We start from the raw sequence: 16,543 nt of genomic DNA, 5'->3' as shown, positions 1-16,543 counted from the left end.
ATGGGCCCCCGCATCCTTGTCGCCGGGATGGTCTTGCTGGCCCTGCGGGTCGGCGCGGCACAGGCTCAGCCGGCGGCGGGCGATGGCCAGGCCGTGACCGTGCGGGCGGAGCGGGACATCGGCTTTTTCACCGGCGATCTGGTCCGCGCCGATGTCCTTGTCCCCCTGCCCGGCGGTGCCAGGCTCGACCCCGCCTCCCTGCCGGCGCCGGGCCCGGTGACCTACTGGCTGGACCTGCGCGGCATCACCCTGACGCGGCAGGGCCAAGCCGTCGTCCTGCATCTGGTCTACCAGAATTTCTATGTGGCGCTGGATGCGCGGCGACTGGAAATTCCTGGTTTCCCCGTGCGTCTCCTGGGGGATGGGGTGTCGCGGGACGTGGACGTGCCGTCCTGGACCATCGGCGTCTCCCCCCTGCGCGAGGTGGCGCCACCCGTACAGGAAGATCCCAAGGCCTATTTACAGGCCGACCGGCTTGCGCCTCTCCTGGATGCGGGACGCTGGCGGATGGTGGCCGGTGGGTTGATGGTGGCGGCCATCCTGGCGCTGTTACCCCTGGCCTATCATCGCGCCTGGGGCCCCTTCCGCCGCCGGGCCGCCCGGGATTTCGCGGTCGCCGCCCGCCATCTGCGTCGTCTGGGGGCAAGGGGGGAGACGGAGGCGGGGTATCTTGAGGCGCTGCTGATCCTGCATCGCGCGCTGGATGGCGCCGACGGTCGCCGCGTCCTGGCCGACGACCTGCCCGCCTTCCTCGACCGCCACCCCCTTTTCGCGCCGTTGCGGGCGGGCCTGGAGACCTTCTTCCAGGCATCCCGCCAGGCGTTTTTCGGCAGCGCGCCGGCGCGGGCGCGACACCAGCTGCCGTTCAAGGACGTGCAGGGGCTTGGCCGGTCCCTGGCCGCCGCCGAGCGGGGGCGGCCATGACCCTGGGCATCGATCATCCTTGGGTGTTGGCCCTGCTGCCGCTGGCGCTGGTTCCCTGGTTGAGCAGTCCGCACCGGCGCATCGCCATCGGCGCCCTTATACTCGTGCCCGCCGACCGGCTGTCCGCCGGGCTGCGGGGTGGGCTGCGCATCGCCGGCACGCTGGCCGTCGCCCTGATCGTCACGGCCTTGTCCAGCCCCTATCATGGGGGCCGGCTGATCAGCCGGACCGGCACTGGCGCCCAGGTGGTGTTGCTGCTGGACCGCAGTGGCAGCATGAACGACACCTTCGCCGGCCGGACGCCGGCGGGGACGGAGGAGTCCAAGGCGTCGGCCACCAAGCGCCTGCTGCGCGACTTCATCGGCCGTCGGCCGCATGACCTGTTCGGCGTCGCCGCCTTTTCCACCGCCCCCATGCTGGTGCTGCCCCTGACCGACCACCAGGACGCGGTGCTGGCCGCGGTGAACGCCAGCGACCGGCGTGGGCTGGACTTCACCAACATCGCGCGCGGCCTTGGCATGGCGCTGTCCATGTTCGCCGCGGACCGTCCGGACGAGCACCATGTCATCCTGTTGGTTTCCGACGGTGGTGCCGTCATCGACCCGCATGCGCAGGACCAGTTGCGGGCCCTTTTCGCCCGCTATCGCGCCGATCTCTATTTCCTGTTCCTGCGTACCGCCGGATCCAAGGGCCTGTTCGATGAGCCCGGCCCGGATGAAAACACGCCCCAGGCCATGCCGGAGCGTTTCCTGCATCGCTATTTCCAGACCCTGGGCATTCCCTACCGCGCCTTCCAGGCGGAAAGCCCCCAGCAGGTGGAGGAGGCGATCCGCCAAGTCGATGCCCTGGAACGCTACCCCATCACCTATACGGAACGGCTGCCCCGCCGCGATCTGACCGGCTGGGCCTACGCCTCGGCAGGCCTGCCCCTGTTGCTGTTGCTGGCCGCCAAGTTGGTGGAGGCGCGCCTGGCGCCGTCCCGTTCCGTTTTCGTTGCGCCGCCAGCGCGGGGGAGGGCGACATGAGGCACGCGTTCTCCCTTGTCCTCACCGGCCTGCCCATCGCTCTGACCGTGGCGGCGCTCTCGGCCGCTGTCTGGGCGCTGCACCTCTCAGCGGGCAACCGTGCCATCGCCGCGCTGAAGGCAAACCGCGACGTGGCCGTGGCGGCGGACGCGCCGCCGCCCGTGGTTCTGGCGCGCATGGAGTTCCTGATCCGCCAGGATCGCTTGACCGAGGCCCAGCCGCTGGCGGAAGCGCTGGACGGCCGTGCCGATCCGCGGCTGCGCGACGACGCCCACTACAACCTGGCCAACGCCTGGCTGCGCCGGGGGCTGGACCTGATCACCCAGGGCAAGGTCGACGCCGCCGGCCCCTTCGTCGTATTGGCGCGCCAGGAGTATCGCCGCGCCTTGACCTTGGCGCCCGATGATTGGGACGCCAAGTTCAACCTGGATGTGGCATCCCGCCTGATCCGCGACTTCCCGGCCTTCGAGCGCACGGTGGGCGATACCGGCCAGGTGGACCGCAAGCGCCTGTGGACGGACATCCCCGGCACGCCGCGGGGTGGGCCATGATGGCTCCCTTCGCCGGGCTGATCCGCCGCAACGTCCGCGACCCGCGCACCTTGGCCCTGGTCACCGCCCTTGTTCTGGCCATCGCCGCCGTCGCACTGCCCCGCTTACCCATCACGCGCGACGGTGTGCGGGTGCTGGTGGTGGTGGACATCACCGGCAGCATGAACACCCGTGATTACGGGCGGGACGGCGCGCCCGTCAGCCGCTTGGCCGTCGCCAAGGAGGCGGTGCGCGATCTGCTGGGCCGTCTGCCATGCCCCAGCCGCGTGGGCTTGGCCTTGTTCAGCGAGCGTGTGCCCTTTCTGTTGTTCGAGCCTGTGGACGTCTGCCGCGACTATGGCGCCGTGGAAGGGGCCGCCGACGCCCTTGATTGGCGGGAGGGGTGGGAGGGGGACAGCCATATCGCCGAGGGCCTGTATGGCGCCATCGCCATGGCCCAGGGCCTGGACAGCGACCTGATGTTCATCACCGACGGTCAGGAGACGCCGCCCTTGCCCTTGTCCGGGGGGCCGGTTTTCGATGGGAAGCCAGGGGCGGTGCGCGGCGTGATTGTCGGCGCCGGCGGCTACAGCCTCGCGCCCATTCCTAAGTTCGACGACCGGGGCAACGAGGTCGGCTTCTGGGGCGTGAACGATGTGCAGCATGAGAACCATTTCGGCGCGCCGTCCCCTGATGCCGAAAGCCGCCCCGGCTATCAGGCCCGCAACGCGCCCTTTGGGTCCGGCATCCCCACGGGGACGGAGCATCTGTCATCGGTACGTGAACCCTATTTGCGGGGCCTGGCCGGGGGCACCGGCCTGACCTACACGCACCTGGAGGATGGCCGGCACTTGGCCCGCGCCCTGTTGGCCACCGCCACGCCGCGTCCCAGCCCGGCCCTCGCCGATGTCCGTTGGGTGCCGGGCGCGGGCGCGCTGGCGGCCTTGCTGGCGGCTTACGGTCTGATCCCGGTGCGGGGTTGGCGGCCCACGGTTCCCGGTTTCATCAAAGCAGTTGGAAGGTGGTCATGAAACGCACGCTTCTTTTCCCCCTGGTTCTGGTTGCCGGGGTTCTGCTGGCCCACAGCGCGGGGGCCCATGGCCCGACGCCACAAAAGGTGGATGAGACGGTGGAGATCAAGGCATCCCCCGCCGCCGTTTGGGCCGTGGCCGGCGACTTCGCCGGCATCGCCAAATGGGATGCGGAGGTCAAGGCCAGTGAAGGTAGCAACAAGAAGCGGGTCATGACCCTGAAGAACGGTGAGAAGATCGAGGAAGAGGTGGACGAATACGACCCCGCCCGCATGACCTACACCTACCGCATGCTGGCCCCGAACCTGAAGGCGCTGCCCGCCAGTTCCTACTCCGCGACCCTGGTGGTGACGCCGGGCGCGCAGGGCACCACCCACGTGCAGTGGTACGCCCGCGTCTACCGCGGCGACACGGGCAACGAACCCCCGGACGAATTGAACGACGAGGCGGCGAAGACCGCGCTGAGCCAGCTGTTCAAGGCCGGGTTGCAGGGCATCAAGGCCAAGGCCGAAGGGAAAAGCTGAGATGATCCGCCAGCGTCTATCGCTGTTGGCCGCGGTCCTGTCGCTGGTGGCGGGCCCGCTCCGGGCGGGGGAGCGGATCGCGGTGGTCAGCCAGGATGCGGGCACCCTCAGCCTGCTGGAGGCTGGGGATGATGTCGTCACCGCCCACCCGGTCGGGAAGGCGCCGGCAGGGATCGCCCTGTCGCCGGATGGGATGGCGATTTACGTGGCTTTCCCCGATGGCGGCCACGTCGCCGTGCTGGACCGGGCGACCGGCTCGGTACAGCGAACCATGCCGGTGCCGGGCCAGCCCTTTGGAATCGCTGCGGACAGCCGCTTCATTTACGTTTCCGACTGGTCCAAGGATCGCGTGATCAAGCTCGACGCCGCAAGCGGCCGGGTGGTGGCCACGGCGGCGGTGGGCGGCAGCCCGGCGGGCGTGGTGCTGGGCGGCGGCCGTCTCTACGTCGCCGGCCGTGAAAGCGGCGATGTCACGGTGCTGGCGGCGGACGACATGCGCGTCCTGGCCACCGTGCCCACGGGGGATGGCCCCTACGCCCTGGCCCTGTCGCCGGATAGGCGCACCCTCTATGTCGTCAACGTCCGCAGCGACGACATGGCGGTGGTGGACACCGCCACGCTGACGCGGACGACGCGCATGCCGGCTGGCCGCATGCCCTATGGCGTGGCGGTGACACCGGATGGCGCTCATGTCCTGGTCACCAGTCAGCATGGCAACAGCCTGGTCGTCATCGACGCCGCGCACCTGACGCAGGAGGCCCAGGTTCCGGTGGGTCTCTACCCGGAAGGTGTCGTGGCGGACAGCGGCGGCCGGGCCTATGTCGCCAACTGGTTTTCGGCTGACGTGTCGGTCGTCGACATCGCCGGGCAGCGGGAACTCGGCCGCATCAAGGTTGGTGACGGCCCTCGCTTCCTGGCGCTGCTGCCCCCGCCATCGGGCGGCGTCAAGGGTACTGCGCCGTGAGGGTGGCGACCTGCAAGACGGCAACCCGGGTGGTCCTTGTGCTCTGCGGCCTGGCACTCATGGCTTGCGATGACGGGGCGGAACCGGCGCCGACAGGCAAGGTGGTGGCGAGGCAGGGAAATGAGAAGCTGCCCGCCTGGCTGGACGTCAATGAGACGATGGAACCCGCCCTGTGGCTGCGCCGCCGGGAGGTGGGGCGCCCGGTATTGGCCACCGATCCGGAGGTGGATCGCCTGCGCCGGGCCCTGCGCCAGGCGGCGGAGCGCTTCATCGAGGAACCGCGCATGATCGCCAACCGCACCGCCCAAATCAGCGACGCGCTGATGGAAATGGGGCAGCCTGAACTGGCCGTGGATATCCTGGTGGGCATGATCGATGTGGCTGACGCCACGGCGCACAAGCAAATCTATGGTGCGTTGTGCCAGCATTACCTAAACTTGCGGAAATCAGGCATGGAACGGTCGGCTGCGCTGGCGCGGCTGGTCGCGTCCTATAAGGCCCAAAACAACCTATGACGGGCAGGGATGGATACGTCATTGCCGCGTAGTTCGGTGCCCATGGTTGAACCGGTGGCGGATACGTCGGTATGGCCACGCCGCGTGGGTGTGTTCGACGTGTCGCGCTATTCGCTGCGCGTCCGTCTGATCGCCATCGTGCTGGCGGTCGACTGCGTGGCGGCGGTGCTGTTGGGCGGCGTCATCATCCTGAAGGCGCGGACCTCCACCCGCCTGGAGATCGCATCCTCCATCCAACTGGCCGACCTGCTGGTGGCCGATGCCACCCGGCTGCTGGCCGATGATACCGGCACGCCCCGGCTGGAGAACGTGCCCCTGCCGTTGCGCTCCCTGCGGCACGTCAAGATCACGGTGACGGACAATAGCGGCCGGGTGATCGAGGGCAGCCGGCAACCGTTTCCCGCCCAAGGCGCCGCCGCCGTCGGGCATGCCAGCGCCGACACCTATGCCGAGGCGCCGCGTTGGTTCAACCGACTGATCGCCCCGCCCATCGAGTCCAAGGTCTTCCCCATCGTCGTGCGGCAGCGGCACATCGGTGCGGTGACGGTGGAGTCCGAACCCAGCGATGAGATTGATGAGGCCTGGACCTACGCCCGTTCGGTCATGGGCTTGGTACTTGGCGTCAATCTGGCCATCCTGGCCGTCCTCTACCTAGCCTTCGGGCGCGTGTTGGCGCCGCTCACCCGCCTGGGGGCGGGGCTGCGGGAACTGGAGGGCAAGAACTATATGGTGCGTCTGCCACGGCCATCCTCGCGGGAGCTGGGGCAGATCACCGACCATTTCAACAAGGCGGCGGCGGCGCTGCTGGCGGCCAACCAGGCCAACCGCGACCTGAACCGCAAGCTGTTGACCGCGCATGACGACGAACGGCGGCGCACCGCCATGGAATTGCATGACGACGTCGGCCCCTGCCTGTTCGCGCTGGAGGCCAGCGCCGCCTCCATCGTCACCATGACACAGGGGCGGGAGACGGATGCCCGCTTGCATGAGCGGGCGCAGGATGTCGTCTCCCTGGTGCAGAACATCAAGCGGGTGAACCGCCAAGTGTTGGATGGCCTGCGGCCCATGGCCCTGGGCCAGGTGCCGCTCAAGGATTGTGTTCATAAGGTTCTGCTGGACTTCAGCGAGGGCGGTGGCGCGGGAAATGGCCCCGTCATCGACCACAGCTTCGGCATTCTGCACGACAGCTACGGTGTCATCGTCGACCTCACCTTCTATCGCTGCGCCCGGGAGGGCCTGTTGAACGCCATCCGCCATGCCCGCGCCCAGCAGGTGCGTTTGACCTTCGGGGAGGTGACGGACGCCGGCACCGCATACCTGGAAATGCGGATCGAAGATGACGGCAAGGGGTTCAACCAGCGCAGCCGGCCGGGCATGGGCCTGTCCGGCATGCGGGAACGGGTGGACGCGCTGTCCGGCTGGTTTGATCTGCGCACCTCGACCGACGGCACCATGCTGACCATCCGCCTGCCGCTGGACGCCATTGAAGACCTTGCCCGGTCCATTTCCCAGGAGACGACCTGATGACCACAGCCCTTGTCGTTGACGACCATCCCATCGTTTACCAAGGCTGTCGCCGGGTCCTGCAGGACATGGGGGTGCAGACGGTCTTGGACGCCGGGTCGGTGGTGGCGGGCTATCGCTCCTTCCTGCGGCGCAAGCCGGACATGGTCATCGCCGACCTGACGTTCAGCGGCGACGACTTGGGCGGCCTGTCCCTGATCCGCCGCATCCGCACCTCCAACGTCAACGCGCGCGTCGTCGTGTTCAGCATGCACAACGATCCCACCGTCGTGGCGCGGGCGCTGGAGTGCGGGGCCCTGGGCTATGTGCTGAAGGACGCGCCACCATCGGAACTGATGGCCGCCTGTGAGCGTGCCCTGGCGGGGGAGCCGCATCTGAACCACAAGCTGGCCATGCAGGTGGCCCTGCTGCGCAGCCGTGCCGACAGCATGCCGGCCAAAGACCTGTCGGAACGGGAGAAGCAGGTGCTGGCGCTGCTCGCCCGCGGCAACACTTATGACCAGATCGCCGCCAAGCTGGGCATCAGCTACAAGACCGTCGCCAACGCCTCGTCGCTCATGCGCGACAAGCTGCGGGTCAAGAACCTGGCCGGCCTGATCCGCTTCGCGATTTCGAACCAGATGGACAGTTGATGATTTCGCCTACATGCGCGGCGGCGAAGCGGGCGCTGCGTTCTCCCTTGTCGCCGATACCAAGCATTTCAGTCAGGCCGCCATTCGGGGAACCTGATGTTCAACCAAGCGCAAGTATCGTTGGTTGCGGGCCCCCGCAACCAATTACGCGTGCATTAGCATGTCCCAGCAGACGATCTGGTCTGCGTCCACGCCGGAAATAAACTCGTGCTGGTAAAGCCGGTGCAGTACGTCAGGTGGCGCCGCGTTCATACCGGGCCCGGGAGACATTCTTGAGGAGCACCACCGACAGCATGACCGGCATCTCCACCAGAGTATGCCGACGACCGTGACCAAGGTGGTGTCCGGGTTTAGGCCGAACAGGCTAATGGTGGTGGTCACCGCCCGGGATTTTGCTCCTCTTACCCACCACCTCGAATGCGAATAGACCTTTCTCATTTACGTTCAGCCGAGGGAATCTCTTTATTTGGCGACCGCCGCGTGGTCGAACAGTTCGTGGAAATACGACCGCTTCAACGCGGCATTCGTCGGGTCGGGGGTATCGGGTTCGGAATTGAAGCGGTTGCCCCCCAGGATGAAGCTGAAGTCCGTGCCGCCAACCTGGGCGTTACCATGGCAGCCCATGCATCCCCCCATCTGATAGGTGGTGAAGCCATGCGGACCGGCCACATACACGTTCTGGAAATCGGGCTGGGTGCCGCCCTTGGGATAGGCCGTGGGTGCCTGGTTGTCCGCGATCCGTGCCACGAATTGCTGCAGTGTGTAGTCGGTTTCGACAACGATGTTGGCTTGGAAGAAGTTTCCCACCTGCCGCGTGGAGGAAAACGTTGGCACGATGTCCTTCTTGTTGAAGGGAACCGCCTGCACGTTGACCAACTTATAGTGCAGCCAAGGTGAATCCTTCAGTTGATGGTCATCGTTGTAAAGCTTGATGCTGGCGTGCACAGCTTGGTTGATGGTCGCGATGATGGACGGAATACGCTCATAGCGGTTGTTGACGCAGATGTTGCCGCCGACCGGCGTGCCGGGGGCGGGCGGGCGCACTGGCGAGCTGGGGCTGGCAGGCGCCGGCGGTAGTTCGCGAAAATACAGCCGGCTGCCGGTATCGTTACAGAACTCCGCCGGTACCGCCGTGACTTTTGGCGTCTGGGGATCGTCCGTGTAGGTCAAGGCGGGCTGGGTCGGGGATGGGGGCTGGCCCGGCAGGTTGATGGCGACACCGTTGTCATTCTCGAGAGGCTTGCCGTCGGCCGTCAGGATGTTGTCGGCCTGCTCGAAGGTGGCGAAGACGAAGTAGGGGGCGGAAGGGGTTTTCTGGATGATGTGCAGCGCCACCAGGGCCCATTCGTCTTGCCGGTAGCACGGCACCGCAACCGCGGACGTGCCGAACCGCACTTTTTCGTAATAACGGACGGTGGCCATGTGGAAGCGGTTGCGATCCTCGCCCTTGGCCAGGGGCCGCCAGGCGGACTTGACCTCGAACGTGCCGGTCGGTAGGGCCGGGACGGTGCCGGGAGCCGGCACCTTCTTATGCGCCAAGGCCGTCGTCCAGGTGTCGATCTGCGCCTGCAAGGGCGTGCCGGTGCCGGAATACCAGAACTTGTTTGCGGCGACGTAGTCGTATTCCGTCTTGTTAGCCTTGGCCAGGAAGCGGATCAGTTGCGGCGCGCTGTTCTTCGTGGACGGCGCTTCATCCCGCAGGATGCCGGCGTACATGGTGTCCAATTCGATCTGGCTGGTTTCGTCCAGGTTGACCCATGGAGTCTGCCCCACCGGCGGTTCGCCCGGACAGGCGGCGATGGTTTCCTTGTACTGGTACTTCGGGGGATCGTTGTAGCCGTAGTCGACGCCGTGGGCTTGGTAGCCGTGGGGCGGGGCGGTCAGGGCATTGGCGCCAGGGAATATCTCCACCTTTTGCCGGTATGTCTGCCACACCAGCGGCCCCGCGCCGGGTTGGCCGAACACGGCTTTCTCGTCCGGGACGTCGCGCTGCACCACGCCGTTCGACTGCGCCGCCGGCCAGTTCAGGGCGATGAATTCCTGCCAGGCGAAAAAGGCGGCGCCCTGCAGGTCGGTGTTCGCGGCACCGCCGTGAATATCGGTCGGCGGCAGCGGTGACACCACATCATTGCGGGAGGTGATCTGCTTGATGATCGCCGCGGCGTCCACCTCGTCGGCCACGGCGGTGGCGGGGATGGTCCCCATGGCCAGTTCCAGTGCCAGCGCCGCCCATAGCCAAGGCGCCGCGCGGTGGCGTCGTCCATGCGCACTCGTCATCTTGAAACTCCCCTGGTCAGAAAGGTTCGGCCGGCCCCGGGCGTCCTAGCGGCCGGCCGGTGGGCATGTCGGCGGGTTGGTGGGCCGGGTGGTGGCGACGGCGTATTGCTGGAAGGCGACCGCCAGTTGCAATGAACTGTCCAGCGGAATGGCCGTCTTGAACGCCCCGGACGGGTAGCCCGCCGGGTATTTGTAGTCGGAGAAATAGGCCTGGTTGTCCGGTGTGTTCCGGGTGCAGATATCGTCGAAGGTGAAGATGGCCGGGACATTCTTGCCCTGGACACCGAGGACGCCCACCGGGGCCGCGTAGGCCCCCATGTGGCAGGACACGCAACTGGAATTGGCCTGGTCGACCACCCCTGCCAGGCGCCCCTGGCAGCCATAGTGCTGCGGCAGGTCGATGGGGGCGTGGATGGTTTCCCGCAACGGCCGGCTTTTTCCCTGGGGCACCGCCGGGAAGGTCAGCCCGTCGCTGCCCCATTGCACGCCCAGGGGCACCAGGCGCGACCGGACGGTGGGGCCCGGCAGGCGGCCGTCGTACGCCAGGGTGCTGTAGACCCAGCGGGTGGGGGAGCGGGGATCGACCACGGCGATGTCCATCTGCACCATGTGCACCTTGGTCACCGCCCGCCGGCAGGTTTCATACTGCGTGGGCGAGGTCCGCACATGGCCGTCGGCGCTCCAGTTCGTGGAGCCCTTCAGGTAGGGCACCGCCTTTTCATCGGCGGTGGTGTTCAGGATCTTGATGACGACCGTGCCTTCGGGGAACGGCAGCCCCCGGGCCAGGGCGCCGCCGTCGGTGGTGGCCGGCACGCCGGTATGCGGGATGGCCTGCCCCAGGGACCAGGCGCCGCAGGGATTGTACATCCCCACCGACCAAGTCTCGAACAGGGGATCCACGCCGTCGACGGCGACGGCCCCCGGCAGATGATGCCGGCCGCTGCCCCGGCAGCCGCCCCTGAACGTGGACTCCGCGGTCGACAGCTCATTGGTCAGGCCGTGGACGTATTCCCGGCCACGCTGGCCGTCATAGGCCATCCAGGGCACATGGAACCAGCGCACCTTGCCCCTGACGGCGACCTTCCAGCCCAGCCGGTCGGGCAGGTTGGGATCCTGATCCTCCCAGACGTAGTCGACGATGGTCTGGATATAGGCTTGCCACTGTTCCCACGACGGGTTGGGGTCGGTGAAGGACACCTCCTGCCGCAGCCAGGGGGCGTCGCAGGTCGGCTTGGTGGCGGGATACTGATGGCTGAGCGCGAACCGATGCCCATCCCAGTCCCCCGGTGGGCGGTTCACCGCGTCGCGAAGCGCCAACTGCGCCGGATCGGCCGATTTTCCGGCCGCCGGTTCCCGCGCGTGCGCGGTGGCGGCCAGCAGCACCCCCAACATTCCGCAGGCGACATGCATCAGGCTGCGCATTTCCCGCTCCCTTTGTTCCAGGCGTTTCCGGCACGCCCCGGCGCGTCTCAGATCCGCAGGTCCCCGGCATCGACCAGGCAGGCCTCACGTACGCGCTGCACCGTGGCTGGCACCGCCAGCGCGAACCAGTCGGCCCGGCCCCGGTCCCGCCGGGCGGCGAGGACCGCGTTCTTGAGCGCCAGGTAGACCGAGGCCGCCAGCACCAGGGGCGGTTCACCGACCTCCTTGGATCCCAGGACCATGTCGCGGCTCGCGGTTTCGATCGGGCCGGTGCGGGGATAGAACCCCACGTTGAATTGCAGTGGGATGGTCGTGATGGCCGGCAGCTTGTAGCCCCAGGTGTTGTTGGAGTTCAGCCGGCCCACATCCAAGCCATCGGGCTGGATGACGATGTCTTCCGTCAGCACGTATCCGGCGCCCTGCACGAAAGCGCCCTCCACCTGGCCGATATCGATGGCGGCGTTCAGGGTGTCGCCGATGTCGTAGACTAGGTCGGTGCGCAGCACAGTGGTCTCGCCCGTCAGCACGTCGATTTCAACCTCGGTGCAGGCGGCGGAATAGGTATAGCCGGTGAATTGATCGACCCCTTGTTCCGGGGCGCCGGGGGTGTAGTAGAGATTCTCGGCCGGCTTGTCGCCGCCGGGGATGGCGACCCGCGATTGTGCCGACAGATTGATCCGGTCGAAATGGGCCAAACTGATGATGGCCTGCCAGATCAGGCGGCCGCCGGCGTTCGGGATCACAGCCTGCCAGCCGTCGGGATAATTCCAGTAGTCGATGTGCTGCTGGGTGCACCAGGCGTCGCCGAACTTGGCGCGCAGCTCTTGGCAGTAGACCTCCAGCCGGTTCCGCAGGTCCAGGCAGGCGACGCGCACCGCCTCGGCGTTGAAGCCGGAGCCGGTCGACGCGCCGGTCGACACGGGGTTGGGCACCACCTGCAGGTCGGTCGGCGCCATGGTTATGAAAGCCATCGGCAGGTTCAGGATTTCTGCCGCCACCTGGGTGATCTTGGTGGCGAGGCCCTGGCCGATTTCCACCCCGCCCTGGTGCACCAGTACCGATCCGTCCTGGTCCGCGACATCGATCAGGGCGCCGGCCTGTTCCAGGAAGGCGGCGTTGTAGCCGGCGCCATACTGCACCGGCATCATTGCGATGCCCCGCTTGCGCCAGCGGTTCTGCTGGTTGAAATCCTCGACCGCGGCGGCGCGGCGGTCGAAGTCCGCCCGCTGTTTCAGGTATTGCCAGACCTGGGCGATGTAGCAGCCCGTGAGCACGGTGCCGACGACGCTCTGCTGGCCGGGCTGGTACAGGTTCACTTCGCGCACGGCCTCCGCCCGCATGCCCAGCTCGTGGGCGGCGCGGGCGATGGCGTCCTCCAGGATCAAGATGCCCTGGATCAGTCCCATGGACCGGAAGGCGGTGTTGCTGGCCAGGTTGGTGCGGGCCACGTGGCCCTGAGTTTTCCAGTTCGGTACCATATAGGCGCTGTCGATCCGCATCTGGACGCAGTCCATGACCGTGAACGAACAGTCGTAGGTGGCGCCGCCGTTGGAGTAGAGATCCAGGAAAAGGCCCAGGATCCGCCCCCGCGGCGCCGTGCCCTCACCGGTCGCGACCGCCAGGCTGTAACCGCCTTCATACGGATGCCGCCGGCCGATCATCTCCATGTCCTCTTCCCGACGCATGGCGATGCGGACCGGCCGCTTCAGCTTGGCCGCTGCGACGGCCGCCGGCGCGGCGACAAAAGGCGATCGGGTGGTCTTGCCGCCATAGCCGCCGCCGATGCGCTTGATCGCCAACGCGACCCCGCTTATGGCCAGGCCCAATACGCCGGCTATGGTGCTCTGGACGCTGTCCGGGCTTTGCGACGATGGATTGACCGTCAGTTGCCCCCGTTCACCGGGCACCACCAGCGCCGACTGCGTCTCCATATAGAAATGGGCTTGGGAACCGACAGTCTGGGTTCCGTTCACGATCAGGCAGGCGCTGCCGTCCAGGGTCACGGCGCCTGTCTGCCCGACCCACCCCAGTTGAGAGTTGGGCCGCATCACGTACAGGATGTGGTTGTAGGGCGGATGGGTAGTATCGACGAGCAACGAGTTCTGATCCTTCGCATCCTGGATGGTCAGGATGGGGGGACGCACGTTGGGGTCGCTGGTGGCGTCGTCGTAGAGGATGCAGGACCGGCGGACGTAGTGCGCGATGTCAATGGCGTCGGTCTCATCCTCCGCCAGCACCAGCGCCATCGGTTGCCCGTACCACTCGACCTGATCCTGGGCCAACAGGGGGTCAGTGCCACCGATCTGTCCGGCCAGGACGCCGGTGCGGTTGTTCTGGCCCGCCGGCACGTCCTGGGCGGTCAGCAGCGCCACCAGCACTGGAAAGCGTCCGCGCAGCCAAGCGGTCAGCGTGGGCGGGTCCACGGGTGTTAACGGCGCGTCCGGAATGCGGAAGACGAAGCGCGCCAGCGCCCGGCTGGACAGGACGAAGGCGCCGTTCACCCCCCGGGGCGGCAGGGGAAGGTCATGGATATAGCGGGCCTCCCCCGAGGCCTGGAGGAAGGCGTCCAGCTTGATGAAGGGCAAGCCCACGGGCGCCTTGTCCGGGTTGAACGGGATGGTCTGGGTTCCCCGGCTGAGCGGCCGTTCATAGGGAATTCCGGCCGAGGCGATGGCTGGCGGAATCGTCGCGGACCCGGTCGCCGTGGCCACCTCGATAAAGAATTTGTAGAGAAAACTTTCCGCCAGATGACGGCGATAGACATCGGTGAAGCCTTAATCGGGCAAGCTGGCGCGCCGGTCCTTCCACTGGTCCAGCGCGGCATCGACATCGTCGCGCAGGCCGGACAAGGCCGCCTGCAAGGTCGCCGTTTCCCATCGGCGCCCCTTCAGGGCCGCCTCGGCCGCAGTGGCATGGAAGGCGATGGGCCCGATGCCGCCCAGAACGATGGCGGCGTCCGTCACCAGCCCCTGATCGTCGAAGCGGACCCGGCAGCCAGCATTGACGATGGAATGGGCGTTCACCTCCCTCAGGGCCACCTTGTAAGGCCGCACATATTCCCGGGCCACGGACCGGGGCACGTCATAGCCGATGATGACCATGCGCTTCATGGCGTCGTCGGTCTGCCAGTCCCGGGCGAAATCCAGGATGGGCATGAAGCGCCAATTGCTATCGGGAAAGCTGTCGCCCACCACCACCACGGCGTTCAGCGCCGTCAGGATCGTGAACATGTCGGAGGGGAAAGGCACCCCGTGCCGGACGTGGCGCACCACCAGCATGGTATTGCCGGCCAGGCTGGCGGCGTTGCGGACGATGGTGCCGGCCGTGCGTTGGGCCATGTAGCGCAGCGCCAGGGTTCCTTCGTCGGTGACGCCCTCGGCGACCTTCTGATCCAGGAAATCCAGCAATTCCCCGTAGCTGACGCCACCACCTAAAGAATAATTATCCGAATCAACGGCCCGGTTCTTCAGCAAGAACAGCTTTGAGATGTCGACCAGGTGGTGCGGGTCTTCCTCGTACCGGTCATAGATGCCGATGGAGGTGTTGCCATTGACCAGCTTCAGGTCGTCGGCCGGCAGGGTTTGCAACAAGGTGAACAGGTCACCCAGGTCGGTGGGCCGATACCAGGTGTGGCCGTCCCTGACGATCCGCAACGGCAGCTGGTATGGGTCCTCCGGCGGAATCGGGGCATCGACGGCATCGGTGTGGGGGACGTGCGGATCGGCCAGGCAGGTCATGCAGCCCGCTTCGTCAGCCGGCGTCCAGTCGCTGGCGAAATGGCGCATGGCGTACAGGATGGGCCGATAGCCGGTGCACCGGCAGAGGTTGCCGTCGAACATCCGTTCGATCGCCAATTGCGTGGGCTTGGTATCGCCATGGGCGGCGAGGAAGGCCGTCATCGCCATGGTCCAGCCGGGCGTGCAATAGCCGCACTGCGACCCGTTTTCCTTGGCAATGCTGTATTGGACCGGATTCAGCGCCGTCTCCACGCTGCCGACACCCTCGATGGTGGTGATGGCCACCCCGTCCAATGAGCATACCGGTCGCAGGCAGGCGTTGATGGCCTCATGGCGCACCGCGTCCATCTGTCTGTCCCATCGCGACAGCATGACGGTGCACAGGCCGCAGCCGCCCTGGCCGCAGCCCTTTTTGGATCCGGTGAGGCCCACGGCGGGGGACCGCAGCCAGTCCAGCAGCAGCAAGGTTGGGTCGGGATTCTCCAACAGCCATTCCTGGCCGTTGAGGAAGAAGCGGATCACCGTGCCCGGCTGGGGCACGGGGCAGGCGGCTGTCGCCGACGTTCCCAAAGCAGCCATTGGAATCTCCCGGGTTTGCGCCGCGCAAAGCGCCTGGTGCCGAACCTGCTGGAGGCGTACTGAACCCACCTTGAGTGACGAAATACCGCTTTTGCGAAGCCGTTCGCCAGGATAAGCAACCTTAAGGGGAAAACGGACTTTATTCAACCTTAAAAATTAATGTCAAAATTAATGCAATTAATAAGACGCATCGCTATATACAGAAGGGAATAACGAGCCTATTTATATATAAAATTACTCCAATAAATGGTATCGGTATTCAGCCAAGAGCCTCGCCCATGAATAAGGCTCTGACGCAAACTTGGTGATGTGTAGCCCATACGGCGCCGATGACGCGGGCCTGGAGTAGGTCGAGCTTCCCGCGTCCATACATTTAGCGTTTGACGAGTTTGAGCTTGGTGATCTGGCCTTCGGTTTGCCCATTGGACCAAGGCGACGTGATAGCAGCGGCAACGGCTGCGCGGTCCTTGTTGATGCCGTTGGCAAAGGACGCGACCAGGCCGCCTTGTCGTCCACGGCGTCGTAAATTGTCTTCAGGGCACCGGCGATAGCCTTGCGATCCTTCCAGGAAGCGAACTCCGTCGCCTCCGAACGAAGCACCTTGCGGACCACCTTCCGCGACAAACCCAGTTCCCGACAGATAGCCTTGATCGGCTTCTGCTGAACAAAGTAGGCGCGCCGGATCTTCGCGATCGTCTCCACCACCAGCATCCCAATCAAGGCTCCCGCCGTTGCCATGGGAGCCAGTATGGACCCGTACAAAAGGGGTCCCGATTGGACGCCGATCACCCCTCATGCGGGGTCCTTATTCGGCTCTGACTCAAAAATGATGAAATCGGAGAGTCTTTTTGAGATCGCT

General features: G+C 66.1%; 13 protein-coding genes and 1 pseudogene. 9 read left to right on the top strand and 5 right to left on the bottom strand.

Going from position 1 to position 16,543, the window contains the following annotated elements; all coding sequences use genetic code 11:
• The 9 genes from FBZ89_RS03260 to FBZ89_RS03220 are packed head-to-tail and all read left to right on the top strand — an operon-like array spanning position 1 to position 7,669.
• Positions 1–924: a hypothetical protein gene (locus FBZ89_RS03260; RefSeq protein WP_211115090.1), complete on the top strand. Its 924-nt coding sequence runs from the start codon at positions 1–3 to the stop codon at positions 922–924.
• Positions 921–1,949 (top strand): vWA domain-containing protein, encoded by a 1,029-nt coding sequence (locus FBZ89_RS03255; RefSeq protein ID WP_145748607.1) that lies wholly within the window; start codon positions 921–923, stop codon positions 1,947–1,949. The genes FBZ89_RS03260 and FBZ89_RS03255 overlap by 4 nt, the downstream gene beginning before the upstream one ends.
• The gene (locus tag FBZ89_RS03250; protein ID WP_145748606.1) at positions 1,946–2,500 is read left to right on the top strand and encodes an MxaK protein; all 555 of its coding nucleotides are present in this window, start codon (positions 1,946–1,948) and stop codon (positions 2,498–2,500) included. The genes FBZ89_RS03255 and FBZ89_RS03250 overlap by 4 nt, the downstream gene beginning before the upstream one ends.
• Positions 2,497–3,510: a vWA domain-containing protein gene (locus FBZ89_RS03245; RefSeq protein WP_246172012.1), complete on the top strand. Its 1,014-nt coding sequence runs from the start codon at positions 2,497–2,499 to the stop codon at positions 3,508–3,510. The genes FBZ89_RS03250 and FBZ89_RS03245 overlap by 4 nt, the downstream gene beginning before the upstream one ends.
• Positions 3,507–4,034, top strand: coding sequence for an SRPBCC family protein (locus FBZ89_RS03240; protein WP_145748605.1), 528 nt, complete (start codon positions 3,507–3,509; stop codon positions 4,032–4,034). The genes FBZ89_RS03245 and FBZ89_RS03240 overlap by 4 nt, the downstream gene beginning before the upstream one ends.
• 1 nt (position 4,035) lies before the next feature.
• A complete protein-coding gene (locus FBZ89_RS03235) occupies positions 4,036–4,998 on the top strand; it encodes a YncE family protein (protein ID WP_145748604.1) in 963 nt (320 codons plus the stop codon).
• Positions 4,995–5,513 carry a hypothetical protein gene (locus tag FBZ89_RS30680; RefSeq protein WP_186457171.1) on the top strand — a complete coding sequence of 173 codons (519 nt, stop codon included), beginning with the start codon at positions 4,995–4,997 and terminating at the stop codon, positions 5,511–5,513. The genes FBZ89_RS03235 and FBZ89_RS30680 overlap by 4 nt, the downstream gene beginning before the upstream one ends.
• Before the next feature lie 21 nt (positions 5,514–5,534).
• Positions 5,535–7,037 carry an ATP-binding protein gene (locus FBZ89_RS03225; RefSeq protein WP_186457170.1) on the top strand — a complete coding sequence of 501 codons (1,503 nt, stop codon included), beginning with the start codon at positions 5,535–5,537 and terminating at the stop codon, positions 7,035–7,037.
• Complete coding sequence (locus FBZ89_RS03220; RefSeq protein ID WP_145748602.1) at positions 7,037–7,669, top strand: response regulator transcription factor; 633 nt, start codon at positions 7,037–7,039, stop codon at positions 7,667–7,669. The genes FBZ89_RS03225 and FBZ89_RS03220 overlap by 1 nt, the downstream gene beginning before the upstream one ends.
• A 462-nt stretch (positions 7,670–8,131) precedes the next feature.
• On the opposite strand, the gene FBZ89_RS03215 is transcribed toward FBZ89_RS03220, so the two are convergent.
• From FBZ89_RS03215 to FBZ89_RS03190, 5 genes and pseudogenes are all read right to left on the bottom strand, one after another.
• A complete protein-coding gene (locus FBZ89_RS03215) occupies positions 8,132–9,946 on the bottom strand; it encodes a hypothetical protein (RefSeq protein WP_145748601.1) in 1,815 nt (604 codons plus the stop codon).
• Between the two features lie 45 nt (positions 9,947–9,991).
• The gene (locus tag FBZ89_RS03210; RefSeq protein WP_145748600.1) at positions 9,992–11,368 is read right to left on the bottom strand and encodes a hypothetical protein; all 1,377 of its coding nucleotides are present in this window, start codon (positions 11,366–11,368) and stop codon (positions 9,992–9,994) included.
• A gap of 47 nt (positions 11,369–11,415) precedes the next feature.
• Positions 11,416–14,079 (bottom strand): molybdopterin cofactor-binding domain-containing protein, encoded by a 2,664-nt coding sequence (locus FBZ89_RS03205; RefSeq protein ID WP_145748599.1) that lies wholly within the window; start codon positions 14,077–14,079, stop codon positions 11,416–11,418.
• 63 nt (positions 14,080–14,142) lie between these two features.
• Complete coding sequence (locus FBZ89_RS03200; protein WP_145748598.1) at positions 14,143–15,684, bottom strand: 2Fe-2S iron-sulfur cluster-binding protein; 1,542 nt, start codon at positions 15,682–15,684, stop codon at positions 14,143–14,145.
• A 576-nt stretch (positions 15,685–16,260) separates the two neighbouring features.
• Positions 16,261–16,395: pseudogene (locus FBZ89_RS03190) on the bottom strand (IS21 family transposase); the annotation flags it as partial.
• Positions 16,396–16,543: the final 148 nt, after the last annotated feature.

The sequence above is a fragment of the Nitrospirillum amazonense genome, from assembly GCF_007828045.1.
In the GTDB taxonomy this organism is placed as follows: domain Bacteria; phylum Pseudomonadota; class Alphaproteobacteria; order Azospirillales; family Azospirillaceae; genus Nitrospirillum; species Nitrospirillum amazonense_C.
Note: the sequence above shows the minus strand (reverse complement) of the source record. Positions and strands in the feature narration are given on the sequence as shown.

What these genes read in the sequence shown, in the direction of transcription:
- FBZ89_RS03260 (WP_211115090.1), top strand. Translation starts at nt 1, where the DNA reads ATGGGCCCCCGCATCCTTGTCGCCGGGATGGTCTTGCTGGCCCTGCGG.
- FBZ89_RS03255 (WP_145748607.1), top strand. Translation starts at nt 921, where the DNA reads ATGACCCTGGGCATCGATCATCCTTGGGTGTTGGCCCTGCTGCCGCTG.
- FBZ89_RS03250 (WP_145748606.1), top strand. Translation starts at nt 1,946, where the DNA reads ATGAGGCACGCGTTCTCCCTTGTCCTCACCGGCCTGCCCATCGCTCTG.
- FBZ89_RS03245 (WP_246172012.1), top strand. Translation starts at nt 2,497, where the DNA reads ATGATGGCTCCCTTCGCCGGGCTGATCCGCCGCAACGTCCGCGACCCG.
- FBZ89_RS03240 (WP_145748605.1), top strand. Translation starts at nt 3,507, where the DNA reads ATGAAACGCACGCTTCTTTTCCCCCTGGTTCTGGTTGCCGGGGTTCTG.
- FBZ89_RS03235 (WP_145748604.1), top strand. Translation starts at nt 4,036, where the DNA reads ATGATCCGCCAGCGTCTATCGCTGTTGGCCGCGGTCCTGTCGCTGGTG.
- FBZ89_RS03220 (WP_145748602.1), top strand. Translation starts at nt 7,037, where the DNA reads ATGACCACAGCCCTTGTCGTTGACGACCATCCCATCGTTTACCAAGGC.
- FBZ89_RS03215 (WP_145748601.1), bottom strand. Translation starts at nt 9,946, where the DNA reads ATGACGAGTGCGCATGGACGACGCCACCGCGCGGCGCCTTGGCTATGG.
- FBZ89_RS03210 (WP_145748600.1), bottom strand. Translation starts at nt 11,368, where the DNA reads ATGCGCAGCCTGATGCATGTCGCCTGCGGAATGTTGGGGGTGCTGCTG.
- FBZ89_RS03200 (WP_145748598.1), bottom strand. Translation starts at nt 15,684, where the DNA reads ATGGCTGCTTTGGGAACGTCGGCGACAGCCGCCTGCCCCGTGCCCCAG.